This window comes from Bacillus salipaludis, from assembly GCF_030938565.1.
Classification (GTDB): domain Bacteria; phylum Bacillota; class Bacilli; order Bacillales; family Cytobacillaceae; genus Neobacillus; species Neobacillus salipaludis_A.
Genome location: NZ_JAVGVR010000001.1, coordinates 2,239,085 through 2,255,610, shown reverse-complemented (window position 1 = coordinate 2,255,610; position 16,526 = coordinate 2,239,085). Strand labels below are relative to the sequence as shown.

At 41.3% G+C, this 16,526-nt stretch carries 10 protein-coding genes and 1 pseudogene; 1 reads left to right on the top strand and 10 read right to left on the bottom strand.

Going from position 1 to position 16,526, the window contains the following annotated elements; translation table 11 throughout:
- Positions 1-63 precede the first annotated feature (63 nt).
- Complete coding sequence (locus tag RCG21_RS11160; protein ID WP_308913168.1) at positions 64-2,742, bottom strand: calcium-translocating P-type ATPase, SERCA-type; 2,679 nt, start codon at positions 2,740-2,742, stop codon at positions 64-66.
- A gap of 153 nt (positions 2,743-2,895) precedes the next feature.
- Here RCG21_RS11160 and RCG21_RS11155 point away from each other — a divergent pair, with 153 nt between their 5' ends.
- Positions 2,896-4,608, top strand: a complete 1,713-nt coding sequence (locus RCG21_RS11155) for an Rqc2 family fibronectin-binding protein (RefSeq protein ID WP_133332488.1) — start codon at positions 2,896-2,898, stop codon at positions 4,606-4,608.
- Positions 4,609-5,533: 925 nt separating this feature from the next.
- On the opposite strand, the gene pyrE is transcribed toward RCG21_RS11155, so the two are convergent.
- The 9 genes and pseudogenes from pyrE to RCG21_RS11110 form a co-directional block, all read right to left on the bottom strand.
- Entirely contained in the window at positions 5,534-6,166 is a 633-nt protein-coding gene (gene pyrE / locus RCG21_RS11150) for an orotate phosphoribosyltransferase (protein ID WP_133332490.1), read from the bottom strand.
- Positions 6,163-6,879, bottom strand: a complete 717-nt coding sequence (gene pyrF, locus RCG21_RS11145; protein ID WP_133332491.1) for an orotidine-5'-phosphate decarboxylase — start codon at positions 6,877-6,879, stop codon at positions 6,163-6,165. The genes pyrE and pyrF overlap by 4 nt, the downstream gene beginning before the upstream one ends.
- On the bottom strand, positions 6,851-7,792 hold the full coding sequence (locus tag RCG21_RS11140) for a dihydroorotate dehydrogenase (protein WP_133332492.1): 942 nt from the start codon (positions 7,790-7,792) through the stop codon (positions 6,851-6,853). Before RCG21_RS11140 ends, pyrF begins: the two co-directional genes overlap by 29 nt.
- Positions 7,789-8,553, bottom strand: a complete 765-nt coding sequence (locus RCG21_RS11135) for a dihydroorotate dehydrogenase electron transfer subunit (RefSeq protein WP_133332493.1) — start codon at positions 8,551-8,553, stop codon at positions 7,789-7,791. Before RCG21_RS11135 ends, RCG21_RS11140 begins: the two co-directional genes overlap by 4 nt.
- 30 nt (positions 8,554-8,583) lie before the next feature.
- Positions 8,584-11,757, bottom strand: a pseudogene (gene carB / locus RCG21_RS11130) (carbamoyl-phosphate synthase large subunit); the annotation flags it as partial.
- A complete protein-coding gene (locus tag RCG21_RS11125; RefSeq protein ID WP_133332495.1) occupies positions 11,750-12,841 on the bottom strand; it encodes a carbamoyl phosphate synthase small subunit in 1,092 nt (363 codons plus the stop codon). The pseudogene carB and the gene RCG21_RS11125, both read right to left, overlap by 8 nt.
- Complete coding sequence (gene pyrC / locus RCG21_RS11120; RefSeq protein ID WP_133332496.1) at positions 12,838-14,124, bottom strand: dihydroorotase; 1,287 nt, start codon at positions 14,122-14,124, stop codon at positions 12,838-12,840. Before pyrC ends, RCG21_RS11125 begins: the two co-directional genes overlap by 4 nt.
- Positions 14,084-15,028: an aspartate carbamoyltransferase catalytic subunit gene (locus RCG21_RS11115; RefSeq protein WP_133332497.1), complete on the bottom strand. Its 945-nt coding sequence runs from the start codon at positions 15,026-15,028 to the stop codon at positions 14,084-14,086. The genes pyrC and RCG21_RS11115 overlap by 41 nt, the downstream gene beginning before the upstream one ends.
- Positions 15,029-15,188: 160 nt before the next feature.
- Entirely contained in the window at positions 15,189-16,502 is a 1,314-nt protein-coding gene (locus RCG21_RS11110) for a solute carrier family 23 protein (protein ID WP_308913167.1), read from the bottom strand.
- Positions 16,503-16,526 lie beyond the last annotated feature (24 nt).

The window sequence follows — 16,526 nt, the reverse complement described above, 5'->3', positions numbered from 1 at the left end:
GATCGGTTAGTCAAAAAAGGTAATAGAGTGTTTCCTCTACTACCTTTTGGATTATATCATACTTTATTTTGTTTTTCTTAATAAAAATGAACCCGCTAGTAAAAAAGTTGGAACGGAGGATAATCCCATGATTAACAGCCAATCCTTTGCTAAAATCGGCAGGGTGTGGAAAACAGGTTGTAATGGCGGATAATATATGACAACCAGTACAAGCACTAAAGAAGAAATTACTGCCCAAACAAGATATTGATTTCCGAAAGGGTTTCTTGAGAGTACCGACTTTTCACTCCTACAATCGAAAACATGAATCAACTGAGCCATTACAAGTGTTGCAAATGCTATTGTCTGGGCATAATCAAGACGACTTGAATCGTTTTGGTAGACGATCATAAATGCAAGTAATGTAACCAATCCAATAAGAAAACCTCTTGAAACCACTTTCCAGCCCAAACCTCTTGAAAAGACACCTTCATTTGGACTTCGCGGCTTTCGCTTCATGACATTTTCTTCAGGTCGGTCAAGACCGAGTGCCATTGCAGGTAGCCCATCTGTTACCAGGTTTACCCAAAGAATTTGAATGGGTACCAAAGGCAACGGCAAGCCTAAAATCATGGCAAATAACATAACCAAGATTTCACCAACATTGGAGGCAAGTAAATAGCGGACGAATTTTCGAATATTTTCATATATATTTCTTCCCTCTTTAATAGCCGCCTTTATGGTTGCAAAGTTATCATCTAACAATACGAGCGCCGATGCTTCCTTGGCTACATCGGTCCCGGTAATTCCCATTGCCACCCCGATATCTGCTGCTTTAATTGCTGGTGCATCGTTTACCCCATCCCCGGTCATCGCCACAACATGTCCTTTATTTTGTAAGGCTTTGACAATTTTTAATTTATGCTCCGGTGAAACCCTAGCAAAAACAGATACATCCTCCACCACATTTTCTAAATCCTCAACAGACATATCAGACAATGCCTTCCCATCAAGAACCTTGCTTTTACCTGTTAGAATTCCTAGCTGCGAGGCAATCGCTTTTGCGGTAATGACATGATCTCCTGTTATCATGACGGTTTTAATACCGGCTTCTTTACATTCTTTTACCGCATCTTTCACTTCAGGTCTTGGCGGGTCAATCATTCCTTGAACTCCAATAAAGGTTAATTTCTTCTCAGCTTCATGCTCGCTTATGATAACTGTATGTGCTGGAACCGGTTTAAAGGCAATTGCAATGGTTCTTAATGCCTTAGCAGCAAGTCCGTTGATGGCATCTTGAACTTTATTCTGTATTTCCTGCCCCAAATATTGTGTTTTCTCTTCCCAGAGAATGGATTCACAATTTCCCAATATAACATCAGGAGCCCCTTTAGTCACAATAAAATGCCTACCTTGCTTATCCTTTACATGCATACTCATCATTTTTCTCGCTGAATCAAATGGAAATTCATTGATAACCGTAAATTCCTTTAATAAGGCAGGGCGGTCAAATCCGGCTTTCATTGCACTAACAAGGAGTGCACCTTCTGTTGGATCACCATCAAGAATAATTTCTTCTTCGTTCATGACTAAATCAGAATGATTACACAGCATTCCAAAAATTAGCATTTGCTGTAGTGCTTTCTCATCCTTTGGATGAACTGTTTTTTCATTCCGATAAAATTTCCCTTGCGGTTGATACCCGACACCGTCCACAGTCCATGTATGCCCGCTGCTCCATAAGTGTGTTACCGTCATTTTGTTTTGCGTCATTGTTCCCGTTTTATCAGAACAAATAACTGAGGCACAGCCAAGGGTTTCCACTGCTTGAATCTTTCTTACAATCGCATTTTTCTTTATCATCTTTTGGACGCCAAGAGATAATGCGACGGTTACTATCGCTGGCAGACCTTCTGGGATTGCCGCGACAGCTAGGGAAACCCCAGCTAAGAACATTTCATACAACTCATGTCCTTGGAATACCCCAATTACTACAACAAGCACGGTCAATACTAATGCTACTGTGATAAGAATTTTCCCTAACTGTTCCAAACGGCGCTGCAGGGGTGTTTCCTGGGACTCAGCGTTTTGCAGTAAATCAGCAATTTGCCCCATTGCGGTTTTCATCCCGGTTGCAATAACAACCCCTAACCCGCTTCCTCTTGTAATCATCGTGCCCATAAAGCCGATATTCTCCATGTCACCAATACCTGGATTTGCTGTTTGTAAGGCATCTATCGATTTGGAAACGGGCACAGATTCACCCGTTAGGGCAGATTCTTCGATTTCTAAGCTTTTCGATTCAATGATACGGACATCCGCGCCAATCCGATCACCGCTTGTAAATTTTAGAATATCGCCAATAACTATTTCCTTAGAAGGAATTTTTAGCCATTGTCCATCCCGTAAGACGGATACTTGGGGTGCGGTCAATTCCTTTAATGCCTGCAAAGACTTTTCTGCTTTTCTCTCTTGGAAAAAACCTAAAAACCCATTAATGATTACAATCGCAATGATCGCAATTGCATCAATATATTCGCCTAGTAGACCGGAAATTAATGTTGCTGCCAGCAGCACTAAAACCATAAAATCTTTAAATTGACTAAAAAATAAGAGTAAAGCCGATTGCTTTTCTCCCTCGTCTAATTCATTATGACCGTGCTGGGCTATGCGCTTTTTTATTTCCTCCGTTGATAAACCAGAAGAAAAGTCGGTTTCTAAGACCTTTTCTACTTGTTTAATCTCCATTTCATGGAACTTCATCCGACCATCTCACTTCCCCCTTTAATAGACTTACTCTAAAGAAAGCTTATTCGCGCTCGTCCCAAAAAATGCTATGATAAAATTTAAAATAAGACAGGTTTTAATTGAGTACGATATAATTGACCTATAAAGACAAGTAAAGGATGTTTATCTATGTCATTTGATGGTTTATTTACAAAAGCAATGGTGAACGAACTTTCCCGATCCTTAAAAGGCGGGCGGATTAATAAAGTGCATCAACCATATAAAAACGAAGTGATTTTAACAATCCGGGCCAATGGTGTGAATCAAAAGCTGCTATTATCCGCACATCCGAGCTATGCCAGGGTTCAGCTTACAAATGAAGCTTATGAAAATCCAAGTGAACCGCCAATGTTTTGTATGCTGCTTAGAAAGCATATTGAAGGATATATTTTAGAAGATCTTTATCAAGTAGAAAATGACCGATTGATTATTTTTGAAATTAAAGGTCGGAATGAAATTGGAGACATAAGTTACAAACAATTAATTATTGAGATTATGGGAAGGCACAGCAACATAGTTTTGGTTGATAAAAGCAGAAATCTCATCCTTGATAGTATTAAACACATATCCTTTAGCGTTAACAGCTACAGGGCAATTTTACCAGGGCAGCCGTATGTCTTCCCTCCTGAGCAAAATAAGCAAAATCCCTTTCAAGCAGTGGAAGAAGACGTGTTAATGAAATTGGATTTTAACGACGGTAAGCTGGACCGTCAACTTGTCGAGAAGTTTGCCGGTATTTCTCCAGTATTTGCTAAAGAAGCAATCTTTCAAAGCGGGCTTGCTAACCGCACCACCCTACCAAAAACGTTTATTGGAATGATTAAACAAATTCGAGATAATGAAATTACACCTTCGATTATTTCAGCGGGCGGAAAAGAAGCTTTTTATTTATTTCCACTCCATCATTTAAAAGGAGAATCCCGGAACTATCCAACCCTTAGCGAAATGCTAGATCGGTTTTATTTTGGTAAGGCGGAACGAGACAGAGTCAAGCAGCAGGGCAATGACATTGAACGATTCATTATCAATGAAAAGGAAAAGAATGAGAAAAAAATTGCTAAGTTGAAGGCTACATTACTTGATGCTGAACGTGCGGAGCAATTTCAACGCTATGGAGAGCTGTTAACCGCGAATCTATACGCAGCTAAAAAAGGGATGAAAGAAATCGAGGTCCTGGATTATTATGATGAGACAGGTGGAACAGTGGCGATTCCACTTGATCCAAGGAAGTCACCTTCAGAAAACGCCCAAAAATATTTCTCAAAATATCAAAAGGCAAAAAATTCGGTATCGATTGTCGAGGAACAAATTCAATTAGCTCTCGAGGAAGTCGCTTATTTTGAAAATCTACTGCAGCAGGTCGGAAGCGCATCCCCTAAAGATATCGTTGAGATTCGTGAGGAGCTTGTTGAAGGCGGCTATATTCGCGACCGTCAGAAACGGAATGGAAAAAAGGCGCAAAATGCAAAACCTGTACTTGATTATTTTACAGCATCTGATAATACCGAAATTATTGTCGGGAAAAATAATAAGCAGAATGATTATTTAACCAATAAATTTGCGGCAAGAGATGAGATTTGGCTCCATACGAAGGATATTCCCGGGTCACATGTTGTGATTCGCAGTAAGGAACCAACTGACACAACCATTTTGGAAGCCGCTTCACTTGCTGCCTATTACAGTAAGGCACGGAATTCAAGCTCGGTCCCTGTGGACTTTACCAGGGTTCGATTTGTTAAAAAACCAAGCGGTGCCAAACCAGGATTCGTGATCTATGACAATCAGCAGACGGTCTATGTAACACCGGATGAAGAATTGGTACTTAAATTGAAGAAACAGTAAAAAGACCCCGGGGATTCCGGGGTCTCAGGCTGTCGAAATCATTCGATAGCCTTTTATTTCGTTCGCTCTCTTTAATTGTTCACCGCGTTAAATTCATTTTAATATTATAGGGTTGGGTCTGTACAAAAAGTCGGTTGATTTCCGCTCCAGGCACTTCGCTTTCCGCGGGCGTGCCGGGGAGCCTCCTCAGCGCTTTGGCGCTTCCGGGGTCTCCCCTGCCCCGTACTCCCGCAGGAGTCTTCGTGCCTTCCGCTCCAATAAACAGGTGCATTCACCACTTATTTCAAATCCTTAACTATTTGAAATAAGTGGTGAATTTAATGTTTAAGCCAAAAGAGGTTCCTCAAAGTGAATATGAATTTGTTTCTATTAATAAATTAGTTCCAATGACTACGTTCTAGACTTGATTGCAATATTATTGATTTTTTGTTTCTTCTTAAAAAAGTTCATACTTATTGTAATGTGGCAGCCCAACTAATCTGCTTTTACTTTTAAGATGATGTATATTAGGTATCTTTTTAGGATACGTTCAATATAAACAATATGGTTAGGGGACGTGTTTTATTTACAGTTTCACCCCATTTAAACGCAGGCACAAAATTAACATAAATATGCAAAGAAGTAGAGGTAGAGACTGGCCAATATTTTGAAGATCTAAACAATTGATTTACCCCCCTGTTGATTGGAGCGGAGGGCACTCGACTCCTGCGGGATAGAGAGGTCACTGGAGACCCCACAGGCGCAAGCGCCGAGGAGGCTCCAGGACTTCCCCGCGGAAAGCGAGTGACCGAAGTGGAAATCAACAGGCCCTTTTGTTAGGACAACCAATAAAATTGTTATTTAGATTTGACAAAGTAAAAAATTGCCGAGAAAATACCCTTTCTCGACAACCTAAGACCCCTGTCCCCCGGGGTCTTTTCATTTATTATTCGAACCGCTTACTCCATTCAGCAGGATTCTTGCTCCATGTTAAAAGACTATCTTTATCATTTTCACTAATATAGCCTTTTTCAATTGCTGATTCAACTAATGTAGCAAAATCCGTTAGGGAAACAGCAGCAATTCCTTCTTGCTCAAATGCCTCTTTTCCCTTATCAAGTCCATATGTGAAAATCGAAACAGCACCAAGCACGTCGCAGCCCGCTTCTCTTAATGCCTGAACAGCCGTAATGACACTGCCTCCGGTTGAAATTAAATCCTCAACCACAACAACCTTTTGTCCTTGTTCCGCTTTCCCTTCGATTTGGTTTCCTTTTCCATGACCCTTTGGCTTTGAACGGACATAACACATCGGTAAATCCATCAATTCACTTACCCAGGCAGCATGCGGAATACCGGCAGTTGCCGTGCCGGCGATAATTTCTGCTTCCGGGAATTTCTCAACAATTAGTTGACGCAACCCATTAGCAATCGCTCTTCTTACTTCCGGATAGGATAAAGTCAAACGATTATCACAATAAATCGGGGAACGAAGCCCTGAAGTCCAAGTAAATGGTTCATTCGGTTTTAACGCTACTGCATTAATTCCTAAAAGTTTTTCAGCAATCGAGTGTTTCATATTGTTACTCCCTTCCATGCTTCCATCCATTGTTCATAACTTTTTAATGGGTCTGCTGACCTAGTAATTGAGCGCCCAACGACAATGGAAGTAACCCCCGTATTTCTTGCAAATTCCGGAGTAGCTACGCGCTTTTGATCGCCGATATGATCGGAAACCATTCGAATCCCAGGAGTTACTGTGTAAAAATCAGGGCCGAGTTTTTCCCTGATTGCTCCCGCTTCCCATGCCGAGCAAACGACACCATCTAAACCCGCTTCCTTTGTCAACGACGCATAATGAAGAACGGAATCCATCAAGGATCCAGGAATCAACTGCTCGCGATTCATTTGCTCCTCAGAAGTACTTGTCAATTGTGTCACCGCTATACAGTCAGGACGCTTGCGGCCAGCAGAGGTGCCAGCTTCTAAACCTTCTAATGCGGCCTGCATCATTTCCCTGCCACCAGCAGCATGTACATTCACAAGATCACATTCCAGTTTAGCCAAACCTCGCATTGCACTCTTTACCGTATTTGGAATATCATGAAGCTTTAAATCTAAAAAAATCTGATGCCCAGCTTCCTTTAACAAATGAATAATTGAAGGGCCTTCCTGGTAGTATAGCTCCATGCCCACCTTCACAAAAAGTTCTTTTCCAGCAAATGGTTGTAAAAATTGTTTTACTTCGTTACCATTAGCAAAATCAAGCGCGATGATAAGCGAGTTGTTCATGCTGCTTCCAGCTCCTTCCGCGACATTCACTAATGTGTTCATATCCTAATTTATCTAATAAAACAGGTAATTCCTCAATAATTGCCGGACAAACAAATGGGTCAACGAAATTGGCTGTACCTACGGCTACAGCGCTTGCCCCGGCATAAAAAAATTCAATCACATCTTCTGCAGAGGTAATGCCGCCCATGCCGATAATCGGAATGTTAACTGCTTGACTAACTTCATAGATCATTCTAATTGCAACGGGTTTAACTGCTGGACCGGAGAGGCCGCCTGTCCGATTCGCTAAAACCGGCTTGCCTGTTTTTAAATCGAGTCTCATTCCAACTAGGGTGTTAATCATTGTTAATCCGTCAGCACCGCCATCTTCAACTGCTTTAGCCATCTCCACTATATTAGTAACATTCGGTGAAAGCTTTACATAAACTGGTACTTCGGAAACTTCCTTCACTTTCCGTGTTAACTGTTTTGCCACCTCGGGAATCGTCCCAAAGGCGATTCCACCCGTTTTTACATTTGGACAAGAAATATTGAGTTCAAGGGCATGAACGTTCGGAGCCTTTGAAATTTCCTTGGCAACAGCTATATAATCTTCCTCAAGGGAACCCGCTACATTCGCGATAATCGGAACATCATACTGCGCGAGCCATGGCAGTTCTTCCGAAACGACCTTTTCTAATCCCGGATTTTGCAATCCAATGGCATTTAACATCCCTGAAGTCGTTTCCGCAACCCTTGGTGTCGGATTTCCAAACCTTGGCTCGACTGTCGTTGCTTTTATCATAATTGCTCCAAGAAGACTTAAATCATAAAACTTGCTATATTCTCGGCCAAATCCAAAACAACCTGAGGCAGGCATAACCGGATTTTTCAAGTTTAAACCAGGCAGATTGATATTTAAACGGCTCATATTAAAACCTCCCCGGCACGAAATACAGGTCCATCACTGCATACCTTCTTATATGAAGTGCTTGAACCCTCCACCGTTTTACACACACAGGCAAAGCATGCTCCTACACCGCAGCCCATCCGTTCCTCTAACGATAAAAATAGTTTCTTATCAGAATGGCTCTGTTCAATGGCTCTTAGCATTGGTGTTGGACCGCATGTATAAATTAAATCAAAGTTCAAATCTCTCATTACATCGGTTACAAATCCTTTATAACCATAAGATCCGTCTGCAGTAGCTATATGGGTTGCCCCATTTTCCGCAAACTTTTCTTCATAAAATACAGCAGATTTTGTTTGAAAGCCGAGGACATGAATGACCTTGACCCCTTTTTTCCGCAATTGATTGGATAGCTCGTAGAGCGGAGGCACCCCAATGCCTCCACCAACAAGCAATGCTGTTTCGCCAACTGCAGCTTCTTCAACTGGAAAACCATTTCCCAGTGGTCCTAGAATATCAAGTTCCATACCTGCTTTCATTTCTGCAAGCATCCCAGTTCCATGACCTTCTTTTCGATAGATCATCGTAAACTTTTCATCATCGTAGGATGAAATACTAATCGGTCGACGTAAAAGTGGATCCCAGCTGCTGGTAACGCGAATATGGACAAACTGCCCTGGTGAACGTATATCCTTTACAAAATCAGCTGCGACTGTCAGCTCATAAATATCCTGAGCAATTTCCTCTTGGCTGATGATTTTGCATACCTCTTTACGGATCATGCAAAAACCGCCTCTCTTTTTCTCGCTTGTCATCGCTTCTGTAGAGAAGTTCATCGACTCAATTACCTTTAGAATTGCATCAGCAGTATCCAATGAAGTTAAACATGGAACACCATTTTCAACAGCTTCACGGCGGATTCTGAAGCCATCGCGTTCAGGTTGTTTTCCTTTTGTTAATGTATTAATGATGAATTGTGCTTCTCCATGATGAATGACATCTAACAAGGTTTTTCCTTCCGAACCGATTTTACCAACTACTTTAACCGGCAGGCCTGCTGCTTCCAGTACAGATGCGGTTCCGCTTGTTGCCATAAGGCGGTATCCAATAGTGGAGAAACGTCTCGCAAGCTGCAGTGCTTCCTGCTTATCTTTATCAGCAATCGTAAATAATACCGTACCAAACTTTTGAATGTTCATTCCTGATGCAACTAATCCTTTATAAAGAGCTTTTTCTAACGTTACATCCTTACCCATTACCTCACCAGTTGATTTCATTTCAGGCCCTAAGGTAATATCGACATCCTTTAATTTTGCAAACGAGAAGACTGGAACCTTTACAAATACGCCTTCTTTTTCCGAAACAAGCCCAGGTGTATAACCCTGTTCAATGATGGATGTACCTAAAATCGCTTTCGTCGCAATTTTCGCCATTGGCACATTGGTTATTTTACTTAAAAATGGTACTGTACGGCTTGAGCGCGGGTTTACTTCAAGTACAAAAACTTGATTACCTGCTAACACATATTGAATGTTTAGTAAGCCGATTATATTTAATCCCTTAGCCAGTTTTACTGTATATTCAGCGAGAGTCTGTTTACACTCTTCAGAAAGAGTTTGAGGCGGATATACAGCAATTGAGTCTCCTGAATGGACTCCGGCACGTTCAATATGTTCCATGATTCCTGGGATTAATACATTTTCACCGTCACAGATTGCATCTACTTCAATCTCTTTACCGGTCAAATAACGGTCAATTAAGACTGGATGCTCTGGATTAATTTTCACTGCATTTTTCATATAATGTAGAAGTTCTTCTTTACGGTAGACGATTTCCATTGCCCGGCCGCCAAGGACATAAGATGGACGGACAAGAACTGGATACCCAATCTCTTCTGCAATCACAAGTGCTTCCTCTACTGATAATGCTGTTTTACCAAGCGGCATAGGAATGTTTAGTGCGACAAGCGCCTGTTCAAATTTATCCCGGTCTTCAGCACGGTCAAGGTCCGCTAAGCCTGTTCCTAAGATTTTCACCCCATGATCTTCAAGCTTTGAAGCAAGGTTAATGGCAGTTTGTCCGCCGAATTGTACGACAACTCCGATTGGGTTTTCCAAATCAATAATGCTCATTACATCTTCGATTGTAAGTGGTTCAAAGTAAAGCTTATCTGAGATACTGAAATCAGTTGAAACAGTTTCCGGGTTATTGTTAATAATAATTGCTTCATAGCCGGCCTCTTTAATCGCCTTAACAGAATGGACAGTGGCATAATCAAATTCAATCCCCTGACCAATCCGGATTGGACCTGAACCTAATACAACAACGCTTTTTCTGCCCGTTACAACAGATTCGTTCTCCTCTTCGTATGTCCCATAATAATACGGTGTTTCCGATTCGAACTCCGATGCACATGTATCGACCATTTTATAAACTGGGACAAGTCCGGTATCTTTTCGCAATTTGTAAATATCTTTTTCCGTACTGTTCCAAAGCTCTGCAATCTTTTCATCAGTAAATCCTTTTTGTTTTGCCAAAAGGAGCAGATCCTTATCAAAAGGATTTTCAGAGAGTTTAGCTTCAAGCTGAATAATTCCTTCCAACTTCTTAAGGAAAAACAAATCAATTTTACTCCATTGATGAATCGTTTCAATCGTTAAACCTCGTTTTAAACCTTCAGCGATGTAAAAGAGACGCTCATCCCCTGCTTTACGAATCCGCTTTTCAATTAATTCATCATCAATATCTGCTGCACCATTTAGTTCAAAATGATACACTCCAGCTTCTAAAGAACGGATTGCTTTTAACAGAGACTCTTCAAATGTACGCCCGATTGCCATGACCTCGCCCGTTGCTTTCATTTGTGTTCCAAGTGAACGGTTTCCGGATTCAAACTTATCAAACGGCCATCTTGGGATTTTTGTCACGACATAATCAAGTGCCGGTTCAAAGCTTGCGTAGGTTTTTCCTGTTACCGGGTTTAACATTTCATCAAGTGTTAAACCTACAGCAATTTTTGCTGCCAGTTTAGCAATTGGATATCCTGTCGCTTTTGATGCAAGTGCGGAAGAACGACTGACCCTTGGATTTACTTCAATGATATAGTAATGAAAGCTGTATGGATCTAAGGCAAGCTGGACGTTACAACCACCTTCAATTCCAAGCGCACGGATAATCTTTAATGAAACATTACGTAACAGTTGATATTCACGATCACTTAAGGTTTGACTTGGTGCTACTACAATTGAATCGCCCGTATGTACTCCCACCGGGTCGATGTTTTCCATATTACATACCACAATGGCATTATCATTTGCATCACGCATGACTTCATATTCAATCTCTTTATAACCGGCAATACTTTTCTCAAGTAAACATTGATGAACCGGGCTGTTCTTCAAACCGCTTGTAATAATTTCCTCTAATTCTTCAGGATTATGACAAATCCCACCGCCTGTTCCTCCAAGCGTAAAGGCTGGACGAACAATTACAGGGAAACCAATTTTTTCAACAAAGGCCTGTGCCTCAGCCAATTCATGGACAATTTCACTATCAGGAACAGGCTCGTTTAATTCGTTCATTAAATTCCGGAATAATTCACGGTCCTCAGCTCGGTTAATCGCCGATAACTTTGTACCGAGAATTTCTACGCCACACTCTTCCAAAACGCCTGATTTTGATAATTCAACGGCAAGATTAAGACCTGTTTGCCCTCCAAGAGTTGCTAATAGAGCATCAGGGCGTTCCTTGCGAATAATGCGGCTGACAAATTCTACTGTCAGAGGTTCGATGTAGACAGCATCAGCCATCTCTGTATCTGTCATAATCGTAGCAGGATTTGAATTGACAAGGATAACACGGTAGCCTTCCTCTTTAAGAGCGATACAAGCCTGTGCGCCTGCATAATCAAATTCCGCAGCCTGGCCGATTACAATTGGGCCTGATCCGATTACTAAAATGGAGTTAATATCTGTACGTTTAGACATGTGCTGTTACCTCCTGTTTGTTCTCTTCCATAAGCGCAATAAAATGTTCAAATAATCCATTTGCATCTTCCGGTCCTGGTGAGGCTTCAGGATGGTATTGAACGGTAAATGCAGGATATTCCAGATGCTTTAAACCTTCAACTGTCCCATCATTTAACGCAACATGCGTAACTGCTAATTTTGTATTTTTAACAGAATCTGCTTCGACAGTATAGCCATGGTTTTGTGATGTAATCGCGATTTTTCCAGTAGCAAGGTCTTTTACCGGATGATTGGATCCGCGGTGGCCGAACTTCATTTTTACTGTGTCTGCCCCGCAAGCAAGAGCAAATAATTGATGACCCAGGCAAATTCCAAATAGAGGAACCTTCCCTAATACTCCTTTTAGCATATCAATTGCTTCTGGAACATCTTTTGGGTCTCCAGGTCCGTTCGAAAGCATGATTCCATCCGGACGCAGTTGAAGGATTTCTTCAGCAGTTGTATGGTATGGCACGACAACTACATCGCAGTCACGCTTATTTAATTCTCGTAAAATGCCGTGTTTCATTCCAAAATCTACAAGAACCACTCTTTTTCCACGTCCTGGGCTTGGATACGGATTTTTCGTAGAAACCTGTCTTACCTGATCGATTGGAAGTGTTTTGCTGCGTAATGATTCAATTACTTCATTTGCATCTTTTTCAATACTGCAGATAGCTCCTTTTAAGGTTCCGTACTGACGGATAATTCTTGTTAATTTACGTGTATCAATCCCGGCAATACCAGGAATTTTTTTCATTTGGAAATACTCATCAAGAGTAAATTCACTTCTCCAGTTTGAAGGAAAATCACATACTTCTTTTACGATAAATCCTTTTATTGCCGGATTAATTGTTTCAAAATCATCACGGTTAATCCCATAGTTTCCAATTAAAGGGTATGTCAATGTAACGATTTGTCCGCAATAGGACGGGTCGGATAGAATTTCTTGGTATCCGGTCATTCCAGTATTAAATACTACCTCTCCAACCGTTTCGCTATCACTGCCAAAACCTTCACCGATAAAAATCGTTCCATCCTCTAAAACCAACTGTCTCTTCATGCTGTAACACATCCTTTTTCCCAAACTATATTTCCTTCTGCGATTGTCATGATCGGCCAGCCCTTACATGCCCAGCCTCCAAACGGGGTGTTTTTTCCCTTTGATAAAAATTCCTCTGGGTTTATATTTTGTTCTTCTGTTAGGTTCAATAGGACAAGATCTGCCGGTGCCCCAACCTCGATTTTCCCATATGGCAGGCCAAATGCTTCTGCCGGTTTCTTTGTTAAAAACTCAATTAATTGCTCAAGCGTAATGATATTCTTTAATACTAAGTTTGTATAAAGTAGCGGGAAAGCCGTTTCTAAGCCGACAATTCCAAATGGTGCTGCGACCATCCCTTCGCTTTTCTCCTCTGCAGTATGTGGTGCATGGTCTGTTGCAATAAAATCGATTGTTCCGTCTAAAAGACCCTCAATGAGCGCTTCACGGTCGCTGGCATCCCTTAGCGGCGGATTCATCTTATAGTTTGCATCAAGTCCAGGAATATCATCTTGAGAAAGTAATAAATGGTGCGGGGTTACTTCCGCAGTAACCTGAATTCCTGCTCTTTTCGCATCTCTTACTACCCGGACAGATTCCTTGGTACTAATATGGCAGACATGATAATGGCAGTTTGCCGCTTCAGCAAGTAGGACGTCTCTTGCAATTTGAACCGATTCACAAACTGATGGAATTCCATTTAAACCATTATTTTTTGAAAATTCTCCTTCATGGACACTGCCTTTATGAATCAACGTGTTTTCCTCACAGTGCGCAACAATCGCCATATCCACTTCTGCTGCCTTTTTCATCGCTTGCAGCATCATATCAGCAGATTGCACCCCTACACCATCATCTGTAAAGGCAAATGCTCCTGCCTCTTTAAGTGCCGCAAAGTCGGTCAATTCTTGCCCAAGCTGTCTGGTTGTGATTGAAGCATACGGTAAAACGCGGACACTTGCTGTTTCCTTGATCCTTTGTTGCATCCACTCCATTTGTTCTTTGGAATCAGGAACCGGTCTCGTATTCGGCATAGCTGCGATGGTTGTAAATCCGCCCTTAGCAGCAGCTAATGTCCCCGTTGCAATGGTTTCCTTCTTTTCTCCACCAGGCTCACGAAGATGGACATGCAAATCGATAAATCCAGGAGTAACAAGCAATCCTGCTGCATCAATTTTACGATCAACAGCCGCTGTAATATTCTCCTCAATTTTAGTAATCACACCATTTTCTATTAATATATCTGATTGAATTTTTTCTCCATTAGATGCTGTGTAATAAGCGTTTTGAATAAGCAGTTTCATTGTTATTTCCTCCTTCAAGATTTTCTAGAGCTCTTTTTAAAGCAGCCATTCTGACATATACACCGTTTTCCATTTGTTTAAAAATTCTCGAACGCTTGCACTCAACTAGGCTGTCAGCAATTTCAACATTTCGATTGACAGGGGCTGGATGCATGATAATGGCTTCCGGCTTCATTAACTTTTCTCTTTCTATTGTAAGACCATATTGTTTATGGTAATCATGCGCTGTAAAGCTTCCTTTTTGCTGGTGCCTTTCATGCTGCACACGAAGAAGCATGACTACATCCGCTTCCTTAATGGCCTGATCAATGGGCCTAAACTTCGATAAGCTTAAACTTTGGTTATCAAACCATTCTTCCGGCCCTGAAAAAATAACTTCCGCTCCCAGTCTCGTTAATACATCCGCATTTGAGCGTGCCACCCGGCTATGACGGATGTCGCCGATAATAGCGATGTTTAAACCGGAAAAACGGCCAAACTCTTGATAAATTGTCATAAGATCTAAAAGAGATTGTGTAGGATGATGGCCGCAGCCATCCCCGCCATTGATAATCGGGATATTTACCTTGCCCACTAATTCGTCAAAGTACCGGTCTTGCTGGTGCCGAATAACGATTGCATTTACACCAATTGACTCCAAGGTTTTTACTGTATCGTAGAGAGTCTCACCTTTTTGGACACTTGAAGTAAGCACTTCAAATGGGATTACTTCGAGGCCTAACTTTCTTTCAGCCATATCAAAGCTGCTTTTTGTTCTTGTACTAGGCTCAAAAAACAAATTCGCGGTAAAAACCTGTTTTGCCGGCTGCCATTTCATCCCTTCTGAAAACTTCCTCGCATCACTTAAAATTTGGTAAATCTCTTCAACCTTTAATTCATTTGTTGTCAATAAGTGAGTTAACATAAGTTCATCCCGCCTCTCTTTTATCGAAAAAACACCCTGACTTTCTAGTGTCAGGGTGTAAAAACTCTGTACTAAAAACAAGGCTATCAAACATTAACCTATCGTTTTTGTACTACACCCTTATAAGCCTCTCTGGACTTCATTTAAAAGGATTTTGCAATTATGCTGTTTTCTTCTTATTTTCCACTTCATCTTCGTCAAACATATTTTCACTCACCGGAGGTCTTCCAGGAAGAATAAGGTTAAGTAAAACACCCAAAATTGCTGCTAAGGCCATTCCTTGAATTTGGAATGTATCAGATACTTTAATGAATGCCCCGCCAATACCAATGACAAGGATAACAGATGAAATAACTAAGTTTCTTTTATCCCCAAAATCAATTTTACTATCAACTAACATCCTTAATCCTGAAGAAGCAATGATTCCGAATAACAGGATGGAAACACCGCCCATAACAGGTGTCGGAATGGTGCTAATCAATGCTGAGATTTTACCTACAAACCCAAAGATAATGGCAAAAACTGCTGCACCGGCAATGATATAAACGCTGTAGATACGGGTAATCGCAAGGACTCCAATGTTTTCACCGTATGTGGTCTTTGGCGGCCCTCCAATAAGTGATGAAATGAGTGTCGCTGTTCCATCACCAAGAATTGATCGGTGTAAACCAGGATCTTTAATATAATCATGTCCAACTACTTTGCTTAAGACCAGCTGATGGCCAATGTGTTCCGATAAGGTCACTACGGCAACCGGAACCATCAGCAGGACTAAATCCAAAGTGAATTTAACTTTATAGCTGATAAACGGGAAGATAAAATCCGGAACTTCAAACCATTGTGCTTTTAATACTGGACTGAAGTCGACAATCCCTACTATTAATGCATATATATAACCAATAACGATTCCGCCTAATATTGGGATGATACTCAACATGCCTCTTAAGTAGATTGAAAAGATAATGGTTGCTGCAAGTGTCACAAGAGCCACTGAGAAATGAAGCAAACTATATTTTTGTGTCACTGGGTTATTCATCGCCATTCCAACAGCCGTTCCGGAAATGGCCAAACCGATTACAATGATCACTGGACCAACAACAACCGGAGGGAGGAGTTTCATGATCCAACGATAACCGGCCCTGCTAATGATCAGTGCGACAATTCCGTATAAAAGCCCTGCCATGAAAGTGCCAACCATTGCTGCCCCTGGACCGCCTGCTGTTTTTGCTGCAATAATCGGGGCGATAAACGCAAAGGAAGAACCAAGGTAGGCAGGAACTTTAAATTGTGTAATTAATAAAAACGCCAAGGTCCCAAGTCCGCTCGATATTAGCGCAATCGCTGGACTTAATCCAACCAAATACGGAACAAGAATTGTAGAACCGAACATTGCGAATAAATGCTGTAGACTTAAAGTCAGCCATTGTCCTGGCTTTGGAACGTCTTTTACGTCTAAAATTGGTGAGCTTGACATTTTTTCTCCTCCAGTTTTCATAAG

Bases quoted from the DNA above. Each gene is read 5' to 3' on its own strand.
- RCG21_RS11160 (WP_308913168.1), bottom strand. From the start codon at position 2,742: ATGAAGTTCCATGAAATGGAGATTAAACAAGTAGAAAAGGTCTTAGAA.
- RCG21_RS11155 (WP_133332488.1), top strand. From the start codon at position 2,896: ATGTCATTTGATGGTTTATTTACAAAAGCAATGGTGAACGAACTTTCC.
- pyrE (WP_133332490.1), bottom strand. From the start codon at position 6,166: ATGAAACACTCGATTGCTGAAAAACTTTTAGGAATTAATGCAGTAGCG.
- pyrF (WP_133332491.1), bottom strand. From the start codon at position 6,879: ATGAACAACTCGCTTATCATCGCGCTTGATTTTGCTAATGGTAACGAA.
- RCG21_RS11140 (WP_133332492.1), bottom strand. From the start codon at position 7,792: ATGAGCCGTTTAAATATCAATCTGCCTGGTTTAAACTTGAAAAATCCG.
- RCG21_RS11135 (WP_133332493.1), bottom strand. From the start codon at position 8,553: ATGATCCGTAAAGAGGTATGCAAAATCATCAGCCAAGAGGAAATTGCT.
- RCG21_RS11125 (WP_133332495.1), bottom strand. From the start codon at position 12,841: ATGAAGAGACAGTTGGTTTTAGAGGATGGAACGATTTTTATCGGTGAA.
- pyrC (WP_133332496.1), bottom strand. From the start codon at position 14,124: ATGAAACTGCTTATTCAAAACGCTTATTACACAGCATCTAATGGAGAA.
- RCG21_RS11115 (WP_133332497.1), bottom strand. From the start codon at position 15,028: ATGTTAACTCACTTATTGACAACAAATGAATTAAAGGTTGAAGAGATT.
- RCG21_RS11110 (WP_308913167.1), bottom strand. From the start codon at position 16,502: ATGTCAAGCTCACCAATTTTAGACGTAAAAGACGTTCCAAAGCCAGGA.